Annotated in this window: 12 protein-coding genes; 11 read left to right on the plus strand and 1 reads right to left on the minus strand. The window is 71.5% G+C overall.

Annotated features, from left to right (window positions below; genetic code table 11):
• The first annotated feature begins 48 nt into the window (after nt 1–48).
• From ACWD5D_RS03930 to holA, 7 genes are all read left to right on the plus strand, one after another.
• Nucleotides 49–789 (plus strand): hypothetical protein, encoded by a 741-nt coding sequence (locus ACWD5D_RS03930; RefSeq protein ID WP_451371185.1) that lies wholly within the window; start codon nt 49–51, stop codon nt 787–789.
• A gap of 72 nt (nt 790–861) precedes the next feature.
• Nucleotides 862–1,707 (plus strand): DegV family protein, encoded by an 846-nt coding sequence (locus ACWD5D_RS03935; RefSeq protein WP_451371186.1) that lies wholly within the window; start codon nt 862–864, stop codon nt 1,705–1,707.
• Between the two features lie 505 nt (nt 1,708–2,212).
• Nucleotides 2,213–3,055, plus strand: coding sequence for a helix-hairpin-helix domain-containing protein (locus ACWD5D_RS03940; RefSeq protein WP_451371570.1), 843 nt, complete (start codon nt 2,213–2,215; stop codon nt 3,053–3,055).
• A 176-nt stretch (nt 3,056–3,231) separates the two neighbouring features.
• The gene (locus ACWD5D_RS03945; RefSeq protein ID WP_451371571.1) at nt 3,232–5,868 is read left to right on the plus strand and encodes a ComEC/Rec2 family competence protein; all 2,637 of its coding nucleotides are present in this window, start codon (nt 3,232–3,234) and stop codon (nt 5,866–5,868) included.
• A gap of 250 nt (nt 5,869–6,118) precedes the next feature.
• Complete coding sequence (locus tag ACWD5D_RS03950; protein ID WP_451371187.1) at nt 6,119–7,000, plus strand: YceI family protein; 882 nt, start codon at nt 6,119–6,121, stop codon at nt 6,998–7,000.
• A 41-nt stretch (nt 7,001–7,041) separates the two neighbouring features.
• The gene (locus ACWD5D_RS03955) at nt 7,042–7,287 is read left to right on the plus strand and encodes a hypothetical protein (protein ID WP_451371188.1); all 246 of its coding nucleotides are present in this window, start codon (nt 7,042–7,044) and stop codon (nt 7,285–7,287) included.
• A gap of 264 nt (nt 7,288–7,551) precedes the next feature.
• Entirely contained in the window at nt 7,552–8,541 is a 990-nt protein-coding gene (gene holA, locus ACWD5D_RS03960; protein WP_451371189.1) for a DNA polymerase III subunit delta, read from the plus strand.
• Between the two features lie 491 nt (nt 8,542–9,032).
• Here holA and rpsT read toward each other — a convergent pair whose 3' ends face one another.
• Complete coding sequence (gene rpsT / locus ACWD5D_RS03965) at nt 9,033–9,299, minus strand: 30S ribosomal protein S20 (RefSeq protein ID WP_451371190.1); 267 nt, start codon at nt 9,297–9,299, stop codon at nt 9,033–9,035.
• 226 nt (nt 9,300–9,525) lie between these two features.
• On the opposite strand from rpsT, the gene lepA reads away from it, so the two are divergent.
• From lepA to hemW, 4 genes are all read left to right on the plus strand, one after another.
• A complete protein-coding gene (lepA, locus tag ACWD5D_RS03970; RefSeq protein ID WP_451371191.1) occupies nt 9,526–11,400 on the plus strand; it encodes a translation elongation factor 4 in 1,875 nt (624 codons plus the stop codon).
• Between the two features lie 252 nt (nt 11,401–11,652).
• Entirely contained in the window at nt 11,653–13,527 is a 1,875-nt protein-coding gene (locus ACWD5D_RS03975; RefSeq protein WP_451371192.1) for an AMP-dependent synthetase/ligase, read from the plus strand.
• A 251-nt stretch (nt 13,528–13,778) separates the two neighbouring features.
• Nucleotides 13,779–15,608, plus strand: coding sequence for a SpoIIE family protein phosphatase (locus ACWD5D_RS03980; RefSeq protein WP_451371572.1), 1,830 nt, complete (start codon nt 13,779–13,781; stop codon nt 15,606–15,608).
• Nucleotides 15,609–15,703: 95 nt separating this feature from the next.
• Nucleotides 15,704–16,936, plus strand: a complete 1,233-nt coding sequence (gene hemW / locus ACWD5D_RS03985; protein WP_451371193.1) for a radical SAM family heme chaperone HemW — start codon at nt 15,704–15,706, stop codon at nt 16,934–16,936.
• Nucleotides 16,937–16,985 lie beyond the last annotated feature (49 nt).

The raw sequence follows: 16,985 nt of genomic DNA on the forward strand, positions 1-16,985 counted from the left end.
CCGTGGAGAGCGCGGCGGCCTGTGCCGTGACAGCCGAGGAGGAGCGTCATGGAAGTAGTGATCACCGTGTTCGCGCTCGTCTTCCTGCTCTTCGTCGGCCTCGGCGTCTACGCCACGGTCAAGGTCGTCGGCGCCGCCAAGCGCGGCGTGGACCGCACGATCACGCAGGCCCGCCGCACGGTCGAGGACCACACCCTGCGCGCCAAGTCCTTCGCCCAGCCCGGTCCGGCCGGCGAGGTCGCCCAACTCCGGCTCGCGCTGCGCACGTCGATGCGCGCCACGCAGGACGCGCTGCACGCGGGCGTGGCCGAGGACGAGTCGCTGAAGGAGTCCCTCGGCCTCTTCGAGCGGCTCAGCGCGCACGGGTTCGAACTGGACGCCGACCTCAAGCGCATGGAGTCCGAGCCGGACCGCGCCACGCTCGCCGCGCGGCTGCCCGAACTGCGTGCCCGCACCGAACGCGTCACCAAGTCCGCGGACTCCCTGCGCTGGGCCGCCCGCGACCGTGCCCGCCGTTTCGCCGACGACGACCTGGACACGCTCAGCGCGCAGATCGACGTCGAGGCGGGCGCCCTGCGCCACTGGACGGGCGCCGACAACCCACCGAGCGCCGCGCCCTGGCCCGACGCCCCGACAGCCGCCGGTGAACAGGCGGCCCGGCAGCAGACCTGGCCCGAGACACCTGGCGCCAGCCCCGGCGAACAGCCCCCGGCCCACGCGATCACCCCGCCGACCCGGCGTCCTTCCTACCCCTGGGAGAAGGAGCCCCGCCCGGAGAGCACCACATGATCCCGTGCGCCGCGGTCCCGCAGGCAGGGGCCGGGCTGCCGTGCGGGCACTACGGCAGGTAACCTCCAGCTCATGTCCCGCCATGTCGCGATCGTCACCGATTCAACGGCCTACCTGCCGCCGCGGACGATGGAGCGCCACGGCATCACAGCGGTGCCGTTGACCGTGGTCCTGGGCGACGAGGCGCTCGAAGAGGGCACAGAGATCTCCACCCGTTCCCTTGCCCAGGCGCTGCAGAAGCGGCGACCGGTCACCACCTCCCGCCCCAGCCCGCAGGAGTTCGCGGAAACCTACCGCAGAGTCGCCGAGTCGGGGGCGAGCGGCATCGTCTCGCTGCACCTGTCCGCCGAACTGTCCGGCACGTACGACGCGGCGGTCCTGGCGGCACGCGAGGCACCGGTGCCCGTGCGGGTCGTGGACACCGGGATGGTCGCGATGGCGCTGGGCTTCTGCGCGCTGGCCGCGGCCGAGGCGGCGGAGGCCGGCGGCACGGTGGACGAAGCGGTGACGGCCGCCGAGAAGCGGGCCTCCGGCACGTCCGCATTCTTCTACGTCGACACCCTCGACTATCTGCGCCGCGGTGGCCGGATCGGCGCCGCCCAGGCCCTGCTCGGCTCCGCGCTCGCCGTCAAACCCCTGCTCCAGTTGGACGGCGGCCGCATCGAACTTTTCGAGAAGGTCCGTACCGCGTCCAGGGCGATCGCCCGTCTCGAGGAGATCGTCGCCGACAAGGCGGGCGGCGCCGATGTCGACATCGCCGTGCACCACCTCGCCGCACCCGAGCGCGCCTCCGCCCTCGCCGATCGCCTGGGCGAGCGCGTCCCCGGCCTGGCCGACCTGCATGTCAGCGAGGTCGGCGCGGTGATCGGTGCGCACACCGGGCCCGGACTCCTCGGCGTGGTCGTTTCGCCGCGCTGACACACCGCCCGTGGCTTCGGGGGCTGTCCTCACTCGCACGGGTGGCGGAGTTTTCCACAACTGAGCTGTGATCCCCGGGAATTGACCAAGATCATCGCGAGGCGGCGGGATGTCCGATCCTCGTCGTATGGCACTTCGATCACGTTCACGCAGAGCTGTCCCGACGAGCGGTCCGGGCCGCGGGCCCACCTCCGACGGCCGTATCCGCCACCGGCCCACCGACCGCCGTCACGTCCGCCACCGCCCACCCGCACCGGCGGAGGAACTGCGTCGCCGCGCGGAACTCATCTTCGGCGAACGAGCCGTGGTGTGGCGGGAGCCGGGCAACGGACCGCCGAAGGGAGGGGAGACAGGGGCACGGGCGCGTACGGCGTCAGGGACGGGGATGGCGGTCGGGTTGCGGACGGCTGGGGGCGGGCTGGACGCGGCGGTCGGGTTGCGGACGGCTGAGGGCGGGCTGGACGCGACGGTCGGGTTGCGGGTAGGTGGGCGCGAGTTGGACGCAGTGGCGGGGGCAGGTGCGGCACGGCCCTCGCCGCAAGGTGCGCCGTCGGACAAGGTGATGGTGCCGGATGTCTCCGCCCCCGAAGGGCAAGTCGCCGATCAGGCAGACCGCCTGACGGAGGTGGAACCGGCCGGGTCGGGCTGGCGCGGGCGCGCCGGGCTTGCTCTGCGGGAGCGGGTGCCGGTGTGGGTGCAGGCTCGGTGCGGGGTGGAGCGCCGGGGAGTCATCGCGCTCGCCGTGGTGCTCGTGGCCGCGGGGGTGTTCGCGGCCCACCACTTCTGGACGGGCCGCACCCAGACCGTCAGCGCGCCTCAGGTGGTGCGCGCGGAAGCGCCGTCCGCAGAAAAGGACCGGGAGGCGAAGTCCGGTGGCCCTGTGACCGCTTCGGCCTCGCCGGGCGGGCAGATCGTCGTGGACGTCAGCGGCAAGGTCCGAAATCCGGGCATCCGCCGTCTGCCGGCCGGTTCACGGGTGGTGGACGCGCTGAAAGCGGCGGGCGGGGTGCGGTCGGGTGTCAGCACCGACGGGCTCAACCGGGCTCGCTTCCTGACGGACGGCGAACAGATCGTCGTCGGTGGGCCCGCAGCTGCGGCGGTCGCTCCGCCGATGCCCGGCAGCGCGGCCGGCGCCGGACCGGCGGGCGGTCCTGCGTCACCGGTCGCGCTCAACACGGCGACCGCCGACCAGCTCGACGCCCTGCCAGGGGTCGGCCCGGTGCTGGCGCAGCACATCATCGACTACCGCACCCGGCACGGCGGCTTCCGCTCGGTGGACGAGTTACGCCAGGTGAACGGTATCGGCGACCGCCGCTTCTCGGATCTGCGGCCCTTGGTACAGCCATGAACGAGCCTCTGGATGACAAGGAGTTGGATGATAAGGAGTTGAGTGGCAAGGCGCTGGACTGCAGGGAGCGGTCGCCGGGTCGCAGGGCGCCTCGGAAGCGACCGGCGCCGACGGTTGTCCGTGGAGAGGATGCGCAGGACGAGAGCGCGCGGGCACGGCCGGAAGCTCCGACGGACCTGCGGCTCGTACCGCCCGCGCTCGCGGCCTGGGCGACCGCGGCCCTGTTCGTGGTCGCTCCGCAGGGTTGGAGCACCGGTGTTGCGGTCACCTGTCTGATCGCCGGAGTCGTGCTGCTGTTGCCCTGGTGGCCGTTGCGATCGAGGCGGCCAACGCCGTCGCGGCAGTCGGCGGCGTCGGGCCGGGCGGGTGTTCGGCCTACGGGGCAGCCGGTGCCGACTTCCCGGTCCGCGTGGGCCCGTGCCCCGATCGCAGCCGTGCTGCTCTGTGTGGCCGCGGCTGCTGTCTCGGCAGGGCTGCACGGGGCGGATGTACGGCGTGGACCGGTGCCGGAGCTGGCCCGGCGGTTCGCGAGTGTGACGGCTGAAGTGGAGTTGAGCGGCGACCCTTGGGTGAGCAGGCCGCGGGTACGGGGCGATCATGCGGCGCCGGTGGCGGTGCTGGTGCGGGCCGAGATCCGTCGGATCGAGGACGGGGACGCTCCAGGAGCAGGAGCAGGAGCAGGAGCAGGAGCAGGAGCAGGAGCAGGAGCAGAGACAGGCGTGCGGACGAGGAGTCCGGTGCTGTTGGTTGTCGACGCGGACGTTCCGGCACCCGAAGGGGCTGCCGTGCCGCGGCAGGAGAGCGAAGGCTCGGCGGGGCCACCTGGGCCGCCCGGCAGCGGTACCCGGCAAGCGCGGACAGGCCGCTCGGCCTGGCTCGGGCTGTTGCCCTCCACACGGTTGCGTGTCAGAGGGCAGTTGGCGCCGGCCATGGCGGGCGGCGAGCGGACCGCTGCCGTGCTGCGGGTGCGGGGGACGCCGGGTCCGCAGGTCGTGGCGAGGCCGAGCGGGTCCCAGCGCCTGGCGGGCCGGCTCCGGGCCGGGCTGCGTGAGGCGACCGAGGGGCTCCCGGCGGACGCGCGGGCGCTGCTTCCCGGGCTGGTCGTCGGGGACACCTCGCGGATCACCCCCGAACTGGACGACGCCTTCAAGGAGACGGACCTGGCCCACACTCTGGCCGTCTCCGGCAGCAACCTCACGATCCTGCTCGCCCTGCTCATCGGGCCACCCGGCCTGGCCCAGCACATCGAGCGTCGCGGAATCGCCCCGCGGCTCGGGCTCTCGTTGCGGTCCACCGCCCTGCTGGCGGGGACGCTCACGCTGGGCTTCGTGATCGTGTGCCGGCCCGACCCGAGCGTGCTACGTGCCGCGGCCTGCGGCTCGGTCGCCCTGCTGGCCCTGGCCACCGGGCGCCGCAGATCCCTGGTTCCCGCGCTGGCGACGGCCGTCCTCCTGCTCGTGTTGTACGACCCGTGGCTGGCTCGGAGCTACGGGTTCCTACTCTCGGTGCTGGCCACCGGCGCGCTGCTCGTGCTGGCGCCCCGCTGGAGCGAGGGGCTGCGGCGGCGCAGGGTGCCCGCGCGGCTCGCCGAGGCACTGGCCGCGGCCGCTGCCGCGCAGGCCGTGTGCGCACCGGTCGTGGTGGTGCTGTCGGCCCGGGTGAGCCTGGTCGCGGTGCCCTGCAACCTGCTGGCCGAGCCGGCGGTGGCGCCGGCCACGGTACTGGGATTCGCGGCGCTCGCAGCGGCACCGGTGGCGATGCCCGTCGCCAAGGCGCTGGCCTGGTGCGCCGGTTGGCCGGCCGGATGGATCGCCGGGGTGGCCAGGACCGGGGCGGCGTTGCCCGGAGAAGGAGTGGACTGGCCCGGCAGCTGGGCGGGGGCGCTGCTGCTCGCGACGGCCACCGTGGTCGTCGTCCTCGTCGGGCGCCGGTTGTTGCGGCACCCGTGGTGGTGTGGTGTGCTCGGCGTGCTTCTGGTGCTGGTGGTCGTACGCCCCGCCCCATTGACACGGGTGGTCACGGGGTGGCCGCCGCCGGGCTGGCGGTTCGCGATGTGCGATGTCGGGCAGGGCGATGCCACGGTGCTCGCGGCCGGAGAGGGAACGGGGGTGGTCGTGGACGCCGGCCCTGATCCGGAACTGGTCGACCGCTGCCTGCGGGAGCTTGGCATCACCCGCATCCCGCTCGTCGTCCTGACCCACTTCCACGCCGACCATGTCGCGGGCCTGCCCGGAGTACTGCGGGGCCGCTCGGTCGCCGCGATCGAGACCACCGGCTTCGAAGAACCCACGGATCAGGCCGAGTTCGTGAGAAGTGAGGCGGCCCGGCGGCACATCCCGCTCACCCGGGCCGTAGCGGGGGAGGAACGGCGCACCGGGCCGCTCGCGTGGCGGGTGCTGTGGCCTTTGGCGGCCCCGGCGTCGGATCCGGAGGACCCGAATGACGCCAGCGTCGCGCTGCTCGTCCGTACGGGTGGACTGCGACTGCTGCTGCTCGGGGACCTCGAACCCCCCGCCCAGCAGGAGTTGTCGCGATCCCCGAGAGCGGCCGAGCTGGCCGGGGTGGACGTGCTCAAGGTCGCCCATCACGGCTCCGCGTACCAGGACCCGGGACTGATACGGCTGGCGGCCCCGCGCATCGCCCTCATTTCGTGTGGAACCGACAACCCGTATGGGCATCCGGCACCGGTGACGGTGGCGGCGCTGCGGGCAGGCGGGTCGGTGGTACTGCGCACGGACCGGGACGGCGCGCTCGCGGTCGGCGGGAGCGGAGGGGCGCGGGGAGAGATGCGCGTGGTCAGACAGGGCAGGTGAATTCCGCTGAACCCGATGGGCGTCCGGGGAGTGGTCGGGTCGGGAGCCGAGTCGGGCGGCGAGCCATGATCTGAACACGCTGGGAAAGCAACGCCGAGCATGTGGAGCCGGCATCGGAATGGATCATTCGACTCAGTTCAGGCGCAAGCGCTTGATTCCCATGATGTGGGCCCGTGTTGCTCGAAAACCTCATCAGTGATCGAATGAATCTTCGGCAAAGACGATGTCGAGGCGTACAGGAGTGTCGTACATGTTCGGCCGCTGGCTGGGAAACCGAACGAACCGGGACCACCGTACGAGCCCCCTGGCGGCGATACAGACGCCACCCGATGCCGGGGTGCTGAGCTGCCGGGTGCTCGACCCGGTCAACCAGCCGGTGGGGCACGCGGAGTTCACGGTCAGCGACGTCACGGGCCGCAAAGTGGTCGGCGGCGGTTCGGATCCGTACGGGACGTTCATGGCGACGGTGCCGGCGGGGGAGTACCGGCTCGCCGTGTCGGCCGAGGGGTTCACGCCCTACCGGGCGACCGCACAGGTCGGCGAGAACTCTCTCGCCTCGCTGGGCGATGTGACCCTGCAGCTCGCCCAGCCGCCGGAGACGCCCGGGCAGGGCGACTGGGAGATCGAGCCGACGCACTCCTCGATCGGCTTCACCGCCCGGCACATCGGACTGGCCCGGATCCACGGGCGGTTCAACTCCTTCGCGGGGGTGGTCCGGATCGCCGACCGGATGGAGCACTCGGCGATGCATGTGGTGATCGACGCGTCGACCATCGACACGGGCGTCCGGATGCGCGACGACCACCTGCGCTCGGCGGACTTCCTGGACGTGCAGAACTATCCGACGCTGGAGTTCTACAGCGAGCGGTTCGTGCACAAGGGCGGCACCCGATGGGCGGTCACCGGCGCGCTGTCGCTGCACGGCGTGACCCGCACGGTCACGCTCGACACCGAGTACCTCGGGCTCGGCAACGGTATGGAGGGCGAGGTCCGGGCGGCCTGCCGGGCCACCACCGAACTCCACCGAGACGACTACACGGTCAGCTGGCAGACCATGCTGGCGCGGGGCATCGCGGTGGTCGGACCGAGCATCCGCGTCGATCTCGACGTACAGATCGTTCCCAAGGGCTGACCTGGCGTTTCGGCTCCGGCTGGGTGCCGCAGAATGGCCCGGTGAGCGAAGTGAGACACGTGCTGGTGCTGCCCGACCGCGACGCCGCCGAGGAGGCGGCCCAGGCGCTCGGGGAGCGGTTCGGCATCGACGAGGAACCTCAGCTGGTCCGGGACGCCCTCGCCGGCGAGGACGACGCGGAGGACGCCCAGTGGCTGATCGTCCTGCACGACGAGGCCCGGCGGCTCGACCCGGCCGAGCTGGACGCCTTCGCGGGTGAGTGGGACGGCTGGCGCGAGGAGCCGTGACCGCGGGAGCCCAACGCCTGACCCGAGGCTCCTGATCCGGGGCTCCTGACCCAGGATTTCGTACCTCGGGACCTCGGACACCAGGACCCTGTGCCCCGGGACCTCAAACCCAAGGACTTCGGACACCAGGACCCTGTACCCCAAGGACCTCGGGCCCCGGGCGCGCGGAGCCGAGCGCCCCTGAGACGGAGTCGGGGGCCGGTCGGGGGCCGGTCAGGGTGCGCGGCCGCTTCGTTGTCGGTGCCGCGTGGGATGCTTTCAGTGATGGCCAGGAAGACTGCGAATGACGACCCTCTCGCCCCGGTGACTCTTGCCGTGGGCCAGGAGGACCTCCTGCTCGACCGTGCCGTGCAGGAGGTGGTGGCCGCCGCCAGGGCCGCCGACGCCGACACGGACGTACGAGACCTCACCCCGGACCAGTTGCAGCCCGGCACGCTCGCCGAGCTGACCAGTCCGTCGCTCTTCGCCGAGCGCAAGGTCGTGGTCGTACGCAACGCGCAGGACCTGTCGGCCGACACGATCAAGGACGTCAAGGCGTACCTCGGGTCGCCCGCGGAGGAGATCACGCTCGTACTGCTGCACGCGGGCGGTGCGAAGGGCAAAGGGCTGCTCGACGCCGCGCGCAAGGCGGGCGCGCGGGAGGTGGCCTGTCCGAAGATGACCAAGCCGGCGGACCGGCTGGCGTTCGTGAGAGGGGAGTTCCGGGGGTTCGGGCGGTCGGCCACGCCCGAGGCGTGCCAGGCGCTCTGCGACGCGATCGGCAGCGACCTGCGAGAGCTGGCCTCGGCGGTCTCGCAGCTGGTCGCCGACGTGGAGGGGACGATCGACGAGGCGGTCGTCGGGCGGTACTACACCGGCCGTGCCGAGGCCTCCAGCTTCACGGTCGCCGACCGGGCCGTGGAGGGGCGCACGGCGGAGGCGCTGGAGGCGCTCCGGTGGTCGCTGTCGACAGGCGTGGCGCCGGTGATGATCACCAGCGCGCTGGCCCAGGGCGTGCGGGCCATCGGGAAGCTGTCATCCGCCCGGGGCGGGCGGCCGGCCGATCTGGCGCGGGAGCTGGGGATGCCGCCGTGGAAGATCGATCGGGTGCGGCAGCAGATGCGGGGGTGGACGCCGGACGGGGTGGCCGTGGCACTCAGGGCTGTCGCCGAGGCCGACGCGGGGGTGAAGGGCGGGGGTGATGATCCCGAGTACGCCTTGGAGAAGGCTGTCGTGGTGATCGCTCGCGCCGCTCGGTCCCGCGGACGCGGGTAGGCGCGCCGGGGCTTCGGCCCCGGACCCCACGCGGGGCCTCCGCCCCGCAACCACTCAACAGCAGCCCCACGACAGCAGCCCCACGACAGCAGCCCCACGACCGGCTCGGGGCTCGGCCCGGGGCTCTCCGGTTCTGCCCCCTCACAGGGTTCACCGGAGACTTCCTTGCCCTTCCCTGCTCCTCCCTGCCTCTCCCCGCCTCCGCAACACCTCCGCACCAGAGGCCTCGGTCGTCGCCCCTGGAGCCCCGCCCCCTCCCATCGCATGACGCATCGCATGACGCATCGCATGACGCATCGCCTGACCCAACGCATGACGAAGGCCCCGGTGCCCGCCCTGGGGAAGGGGGAGCGCCGAGGCCTTCGGTTCAAGCTGCTGAGCCCGTACCCGCGTGGCGAACGCAGGCCGCGTACAGGCTCGGGGTGCCGGACGGGAGCGGATGAGAGAGGGCCCGCTCTGGGTCCTTCCGGCGGTCAGATCAGAAGGGAGTTTCAGCCCTTGAGGGACGAGACCTTGGAAGCAAGCGCCGACTTCTTGTTGGCGGCCTGGTTCTTGTGGATGACGCCCTTCGAGACGGCCTTGTCGAGCTGACGCGCGGCAGCGCGCTGGTACTCGGTGGCCTTCTCGATGTCACCCGCGGCAGCGGCCTCACGGGCCTTGCGGATCGCGGTCTTCAGGGAGGACTTGACGGCCTTGTTGCGCAGCCGAGCCTTCTCGTTGGTCTTGATCCGCTTGATCTGGGACTTGATGTTCGCCACGAAGGAGCCTTTTCAGGTTCTGGTGCGGGGCCGCTCGGGTCCCGTACCGGTGATCCAAAATTTCTCGGACGTGCCTCGCGCTGAGAGGGCATGAGGCACAGCCATCCACAGTACCAGCGGCCCAGCGAGCGGCCCAAAACGGTCGCCGGTCCCGCCGCGTGGGACCATGGAGACTACGTAACGATCCGACCCGAGGCATAAGGCGCCTCAAGAGACAGGACCCTGCGTGCCCGCGACCCCTAACAATGTGCCCGAGCCGAGCCGTACCGCCCCGGCTCTGATCCGCAATTTCTGCATCATCGCGCACATCGACCACGGCAAGTCCACGCTCGCCGACCGGATGCTCCAGCTGACCGGCGTGGTCGAGCAGCGGCAGATGCGTGCTCAGTACCTCGACCGGATGGACATCGAGCGCGAGCGCGGCATCACGATCAAATCCCAGGCGGTGCGTCTGCCCTGGGCCCCGACGGAGGGCCCCGACGAGGGAACGACGCACATCCTCAACATGATCGACACCCCGGGGCACGTCGACTTCACCTACGAGGTCTCGCGGTCGCTGGCCGCCTGTGAGGGGACCGTCCTCCTCGTCGACGCCGCCCAGGGCATCGAGGCGCAGACCCTCGCCAACCTGTACCTGGCGATGGAGAACGACCTCACGATCATTCCGGTGCTGAACAAGATCGACCTTCCCGCGGCCCAGCCCGAGAAGTTCGCCGAGGAGCTGGCGAACCTCGTCGGCTGCGACCCCACCGACGTGCTCAAGGTCTCCGCCAAGACCGGCCTCGGTGTCGACGCGCTGCTGAACAAGGTCGTCAAGGAGATCCCGGCGCCGGTCGGTGTCGCCGACGCGCCCGCCCGCGCGATGATCTTCGACTCGGTCTACGACTCCTACCGCGGTGTCGTGACGTACGTCCGTGTCATCGACGGCCAGCTCAACAAGCGCGAGCGCATCAGGATGATGTCGACCGGCGCGACCCACGAGCTGCTGGAGATCGGCGTCAGCTCGCCCGAGATGCTGCCGGCCGACGGCCTCGGTGTCGGCGAGGTGGGTTACCTCATCACCGGTGTGAAGGACGTCCGCCAGTCCAAGGTCGGTGACACCGTCACCAGCCAGAACAAGGGCGCCACGGAGGCGCTCGGCGGATACAAGGACCCGAAGCCGATGGTCTTCTCGGGTCTGTATCCGCTCGACGGCTCGGACTACCCCGAGCTGCGCGAGGCCCTCGACAAGCTGCAGCTCAACGACGCCGCGCTGGTCTACGAGCCGGAGACCTCCGCCGCTCTCGGCTTCGGCTTCCGCGTGGGCTTCCTCGGCCTGCTGCACCTGGACGTGATCCGGGAGCGGCTGGAGCGCGAGTTCGGCCTCGACCTGATCGCCACCGCGCCGAACGTGGTCTACCGGGTGGTGATGGAGGACGGCAGCGAGCACACCGTCACCAACCCGAGCGAGTTCCCCGAGGGCAAGATCAACGAGGTGTACGAGCCGGTCGTGCGCGCCACCATCCTGGCGCCGACCGAGTTCATCGGTTCGATCATGGAGTTGTGCCAGACCCGGCGCGGCACCCTGCTCGGCATGGACTACCTCTCCGAGGACCGGGTCGAGATCCGCTACACCCTCCCGCTCGCCGAGATCGTCTTCGACTTCTTCGACCAGCTGAAGTCCAAGACCCGCGGCTACGCCTCCCTCGACTACGAACCCACCGGCGAGCAGACGTCGAGCCTGGTCAAGGTCGACATCCTGCTGCACGGCGACAAGGTGGACGCGTTCTCTGCGATCACCCACAAGGACGCGGCCTACGCGTACGGGGTGCGGCTCGTCGCCAAGTTGCGCGAACTCATCCCGCGGCAGGCCTTCGAGGTGCCCATCCAGGCCGCCATCGGCTCCCGGGTCATCGCCCGCGAGACCATCCGCGCCATCCGCAAGGACGTCCTCGCCAAGTGCTACGGCGGTGACATCTCCCGTAAGCGGAAGCTGCTGGAGAAGCAGAAGGAGGGCAAGAAGCGGATGAAGATGGTGGGTTCCGTGGAGGTTCCGCAGGAAGCCTTCATCGCCGTCCTCTCCAGTGATGACAGCGCGGGGTCGGGCAAGGGCAAGAAGTAACCACAGGTAACTTCGGCTTACGCCGTAAACCGGGCACACGGGGGCTCGTCGTACGAAAGTGTGGCGGGCCCCCGTGTGCGTAGTGTCGCTCTCGGCGGAAAGTGACAGGCCGAGGCCTCTTACGCGGCGGCCGGTCGCGCCTTACTCTGATCCCTGCTCGATAGTTACTCGCGAGTTAAACAAGACCGAACCTCACCGTGAGTTAACCCAGCCGCACCGTCAGCCGCACTGTTGCGGGTCCCGGAGGATGTCGTGAGCGACACACAGACCCTGATCGAGAACCGTCCGCCGTCCGTAGCGGCGCTCTTCCTGGAGCGCGTGGCGGCCACACCGGACGCCGAGGCCTACCGGTACCCGGTGGCGCCGTCCTCCGGTCAGGGCCCCGACGAGTGGAAGTCGCTGAGCTGGGCCGAGGCGGCGCGGCGGGTGTACGCGATCGCGGCCGGCCTCATCGAGCTGGGCATCGAGCCCGAGCAGCGGGTGGCGCTCGCCTCCTCCACCCGGGTCGAGTGGATCCTCGCCGACCTCGGCATCATGTGCGCGGGCGGCGCCACCACGACGATCTACCCGCAGACCAACGAGGACGAGTCGGCGTTCATCCTCTCCGACTCGGAGAGTCGGGTGCTGATCGCCGAGGACGCCGCCCAGGTCGCCAAGGCCGTGGCGAAGCGCGCCGAGCTGCCCGCGCTGACCAAGGTCGTCGCCATCGACCCGGCCGGCGTCGAGACCGACGACTGGGTCACCACCCTCGCCGAGGTGGAGGAGCGCGGCGCCGCCTACCTGGAGAAGCACCCCGGGCTGATCAAGGAGCGGGTCGCCGCGCTCACCAGTGAGCAGCTCGCCACCCTCATCTACACCTCCGGCACCACCGGCCGCCCCAAGGGCGTGCGCCTGCCGCACGACAACTGGGCGTACATGGCGAAGGCCATCGCCGCGACCGGCCTGGTCAGCGGTGAGGACGTGCAGTACCTCTGGCTGCCGCTCGCCCATGTCTTCGGCAAGGTCCTCACCTCCGGCCAGATCGAGGTCGGGCACGTGACCGCTGTCGACGGCCGCGTCGACAAGATCATCGAGAACCTTCCGGTGGTGCAGCCGACGTACATGGCGGCCGTGCCGCGCATCTTCGAGAAGGTCTACAACGGCGTCGCGGCCAAGGCCCGCGAGGGCGGCGCGGCCAAGTACAAGATCTTCCAGTGGGCCGCCGAGGTCGCCCGCGAGTACGCCAAGGTCAGCCAGGACAACTTCCGGCGCACCGGCACCGCCGCCGTGCCCTTCGGCCTGGCCGCCAAGCACAAGGTCGCCGACACCCTCGTCTACGCCAAGCTCCGCGAGGCCTTCGGCGGCCGGCTGCGTGCCTGTGTCTCCGGCGCCTCCGCGCTCGCCCCCGAGATCGGCTACTTCTTCGCGGGCGCCGGCATCCACATCCTGGAGGGCTACGGCCTCACCGAGTCCTCCGCGGCCTCCTTCGTCAATCCCGGCGAGGCCTACCGCACGGGCACGGTCGGCAAGCCGCTGCCCGGCACCGAGGTTCGCATCGCCGAGGACGGCGAGATCCTGCTGCGCGGCCCCGGCATCATGCAGGGCTACCACCAGCAGCCCGAGAAGACCGCCGAGGTGCTGGAGCCCGACGGCTGGTTCCACACCGGCGACATCGGCGAGCTGTCCCCCGACGGCTACCTGCGCATCACCGACCGCAAGAAGGACCTCATCAAGACCTCCGGCGGCAAGTACGTGGCGCCGGCCGAGGTCGAGGGCCAGTTCAAGGCGGTGTGCCCGTACGTCTCCAACATCCTGGTGCACGGCGCCGACCGGAACTACTGCACCGCTCTCATCGCCCTGGACGAGATCTCCATCCTCCAGTGGGCCAAGGAGAACGGCCTGGAGGGCAAGTCGTACGCCGAGGTGGTGGCCGCGCCGCGGACGGTCGAGATGGTCGACGGGTACGTCAAGCAGCTCAACGAGGGTCTGCAGCGCTGGCAGACCATCAAGAAGTTCCGGCTGCTGCCGCGGGATCTCGACGTGGAGCACGGGGAGATCACGCCGAGCCTCAAGCTGAAGCGGCCTGTGGTGGAGCGGGAGTACAAGCACCTCATCGACGAGATGTACGCGGGGGCGCGGGAGGCGTAGCGCCGTCTCGCAGGGGTGGCGGGGGACCGGTGGCGGCCGCGGGTCGGCCGTGGCCGGTCGCGCCCGCCCGGTGGAGCCGCAGATCGAGTACGGGCCCGCGCCCCTTTGGGCGTCTTCGCTCGACACTGTTCGGTCGTGGTCGTCTTTTGATGTTCTGGTAGCACGCTTTGCCCTCGACGTCGTCGTTGCTGCCCGCTTCCGTAACTCAACGCTTATGACTGCCCCCGCTCTGTCACTCTGGCCGCATGAACATGGCGGCCATACCGACGCAGCGGGAGGAGACCGGCGGCCGTGGGGGGCAGGGGCACGCGACGCTGCCCGGGAGCCCCCTCGCGCCGGCGTCGGCGCGTGCCCTGGTGCGGGCCGCTCTCACGGAGTGGGGAGGGCGGGGGCCGGCCGGCTTCGACGGGCGGCTGGCCGACGACGCCATGGCCGTGGTCAGTGAGCTCGTCACCAATGCTGTCGTGCATGCCGGTACGGACGTGGAGGTCGACTGGCGGCTGGAGGAGTGCGGCGCGTTCGTGGTCGAGGTCAGTGACCGTCATCCGTTCCGCGCGCCCCGCGACCCCGTCGGCGGCGAGGCGGCGCACGACTCACTCGAATACGGGCGCGGACTGCGCCTGGTCGCGTCCCTCGCCGAGTCCTGGGGCGTCACCTATCGCACCGGCGCCAAGACGGTGTGGGCCCGGCTGCCCGCCGGCGGCCGGCCGGAGCCGGACGGCCCCGCGCCGGCGTGCGGGCTGGACGCCGCCGAGGCCCTCGCCCCGCAGCCGCGGCGCGGCGGTGACCCGGACTGGTTCGGCCGGGGCGCGCTGTCCTTCCTCGCCGAGGCCTCCGACCTGCTCGCCGGACAGCTCGACGAGAACCTGGTCGCCGCTCTCACCGGCCAGCTGATCGTGCCCCGGCTCGCCGACTGGTGCGCGGTGTGGCTGGAGGACGAGGCGTCCGTACGCGGCGGCGACGGCGGCGGGCCCGCCCGGGTGTGGCACGCGTGCGAGCACCGCATCGAGGAACTGCACCGCACCCTGGAGAAGGACCCGCCCCGCGCGCTCGACGGCCTGCGGTCCGGCCCGGAGCCGTACGTGTGGCCGGGCGACGCGCTCGGCCCGGAAGGCGCCGAGGGCACCGCGCTCGCCTACCGGCTGATCGCGGGCGGCCGCCCGCTGGGCACGCTGGTGATCGGGCGGTGCGGTTCGGATGGATTCCCCGACGAGGTCACCGGTCTCGTCGAGGACCTCAGCCGCCGGGTGGCGCTGGCCATCGGCGCTGCCCGTCAGTACGCCCGCCAGGCCACCATCAGCGCCGTCCTGCAGCGCGGGCTGCTGCCCGGCGCGGTCGCCGAGATCCCCGGGGTGAGCAGCGCGCTCGTGTACGAGCCCTGCGACAAGGGCGGACCCAGCGGCGACTTCTACGACCTGTTCCCGGCGGGCGACGGCCGCTGGTGCTTCGCCATCGGCGACGTCCAGGGCAAGGGCCCCGAGGCCGCGGTCGTGATCGGGCTCGCCCGGCCGTGGCTCAGGCTGCTGGCCCGCGAGGGCTACCGGGTCGCCGACGTCCTCGACCGCCTCAACCAGCTCCTGCTGGACGACGCCACCGAGGCCGCCGACGCCGCCGCCCGCGCGCTGGTCGCCGCCGGCGGCGGGCCGATGGCCCACGCGGAGGGCCCGCAGACGCGTTTCCTCTCCCTGCTGTACGGCGAGCTGACCCCGTTCGACGGCGGGGTCCGCTGCACCCTCGCCTCCGCCGGGCACCCGCTGCCGCTGCTGCTGCGCCCCGACGGCGAGGTGGCCACCGCCGCCCGCCCGCAGACCCTGCTCGGGGTCGTCGAGGACGAGACCTACACCAGCGAGACCATCGAACTGCGGCCCGGCGACAGCCTGCTGTGCGTCACGGACGGGGTGACCGAGCGCCGCTCGGGCTCTTGCCAGTTCGACGACGGCGACGGGCTCGCCCGGGCCCTGTCCGGCTGCGCGGGCCTGAGCGCCGAGCTGATCGCGGAGCGGATCCGCCGCCTCGTGCACGACTTCGGCGGCGGCCTGCCCGACGACGACCTGGCCCTGCTGGTGCTCCAGGCCGAGTGACCGGCGTCGCGGGGGACGCGGGTGACCCGTGTGCCGTGAGTGACCGGCGTCGCGCGGGACGCGAGTAACCAGCGCCGTACGGGACAATGGAGTACATGCCTTCCGCACTCCCCGACGGCGAGCCCGTCCCCGACGACGGTGCGCTGCCCGTCTCCGCGCTCGCCGGGTCCGCCGACCGCCCCCTCGGGTTCTACCTGCACGTCCCGTACTGCGCGACCCGCTGCGGCTACTGCGACTTCAACACCTACACCGCGACCGAGCTGCGCGGCACCGGCGGCGTGCTCGCCTCCCGGGACAACTACGCGGAGACCCTGACCGACGAGATCCGTCTCGCCCGGAAGGTGCTCGGCGACGACCCGCGCGAGGTCCGCACGGTCTTCGTGGGCGGAGGCACACCGACGCTGCTGGCCGCCGACGACCTCGTACGGATGCTGGCCGCGATCCGCGACGAGTTCGGCCTCGCGACGGACGCGGAGGTGACGACAGAGGCGAACCCGGAGTCCGTCGACCCGGCGTACCTGGCCACGCTCCGGGAGGGCGGCTTCAACCGGATCTCCTTCGGCATGCAGAGCGCGAAGCAGCACGTGCTGAAGATCCTGGACCGGACGCACACTCCCGGCCGCCCCGAGGCGTGCGTCGCGGAGGCGAGGGCGGCGGGCTTCGAGCACGTCAACCTCGACCTGATCTACGGCACCCCCGGCGAGTCGGACGACGACTGGAGGGCTTCCCTGGAGGCGGCGCTCGGCGCGGGCCCCGACCACGTCTCGGCGTACGCCCTGATCGTCGAGGAGGGCACCCAGCTCGCCCGTCGCATCCGCCGGGGCGAGGTTCCGATGACGGACGACGACGTCCACGCCGACCGGTACCTGATCGCCGAGGAGATGCTGTCCGCGGCCGGCTTCGACTGGTACGAGGTCTCCAACTGGGCCACCTCGGAGTCGGCCCGCTGTCTGCACAACGCGCTGTACTGGCGGGGTGCCGACTGGTGGGGAGCCGGACCCGGGGCTCACTCGCACGTCGGCGGGGTGCGGTGGTGGAACGTCAAGCATCCGGGGGCGTACGCGGCCGCCCTCGCCTCCGGCCGCTCGCCGGGTGCGGGGCGCGAGCTGCTGTCCGACGAGGACCGGCGGGTGGAGAGGATCCTGCTGGAGCTGCGGCTGCGCGAGGGGGTGCCGCTGTCGCTGCTCAAGGAGGAGGGGCTGGCGGCGTCGCGGAGGGCGCTGGGGGAGGGGCTGCTGGAGTCGGGCCCGTACGACGAGGGGCGGGCCGTGTTGACCCTGCGAGGTCGGTTGCTGGCGGACGCGGTGGTGCGGGACCTGGTGGATTGATCACTCAGGCGAGTGAATCAGTGCGGAGCACAGGTTCGGTCCCTAACCT

Source organism: Streptomyces sp. NPDC002520 (assembly GCF_053595235.1).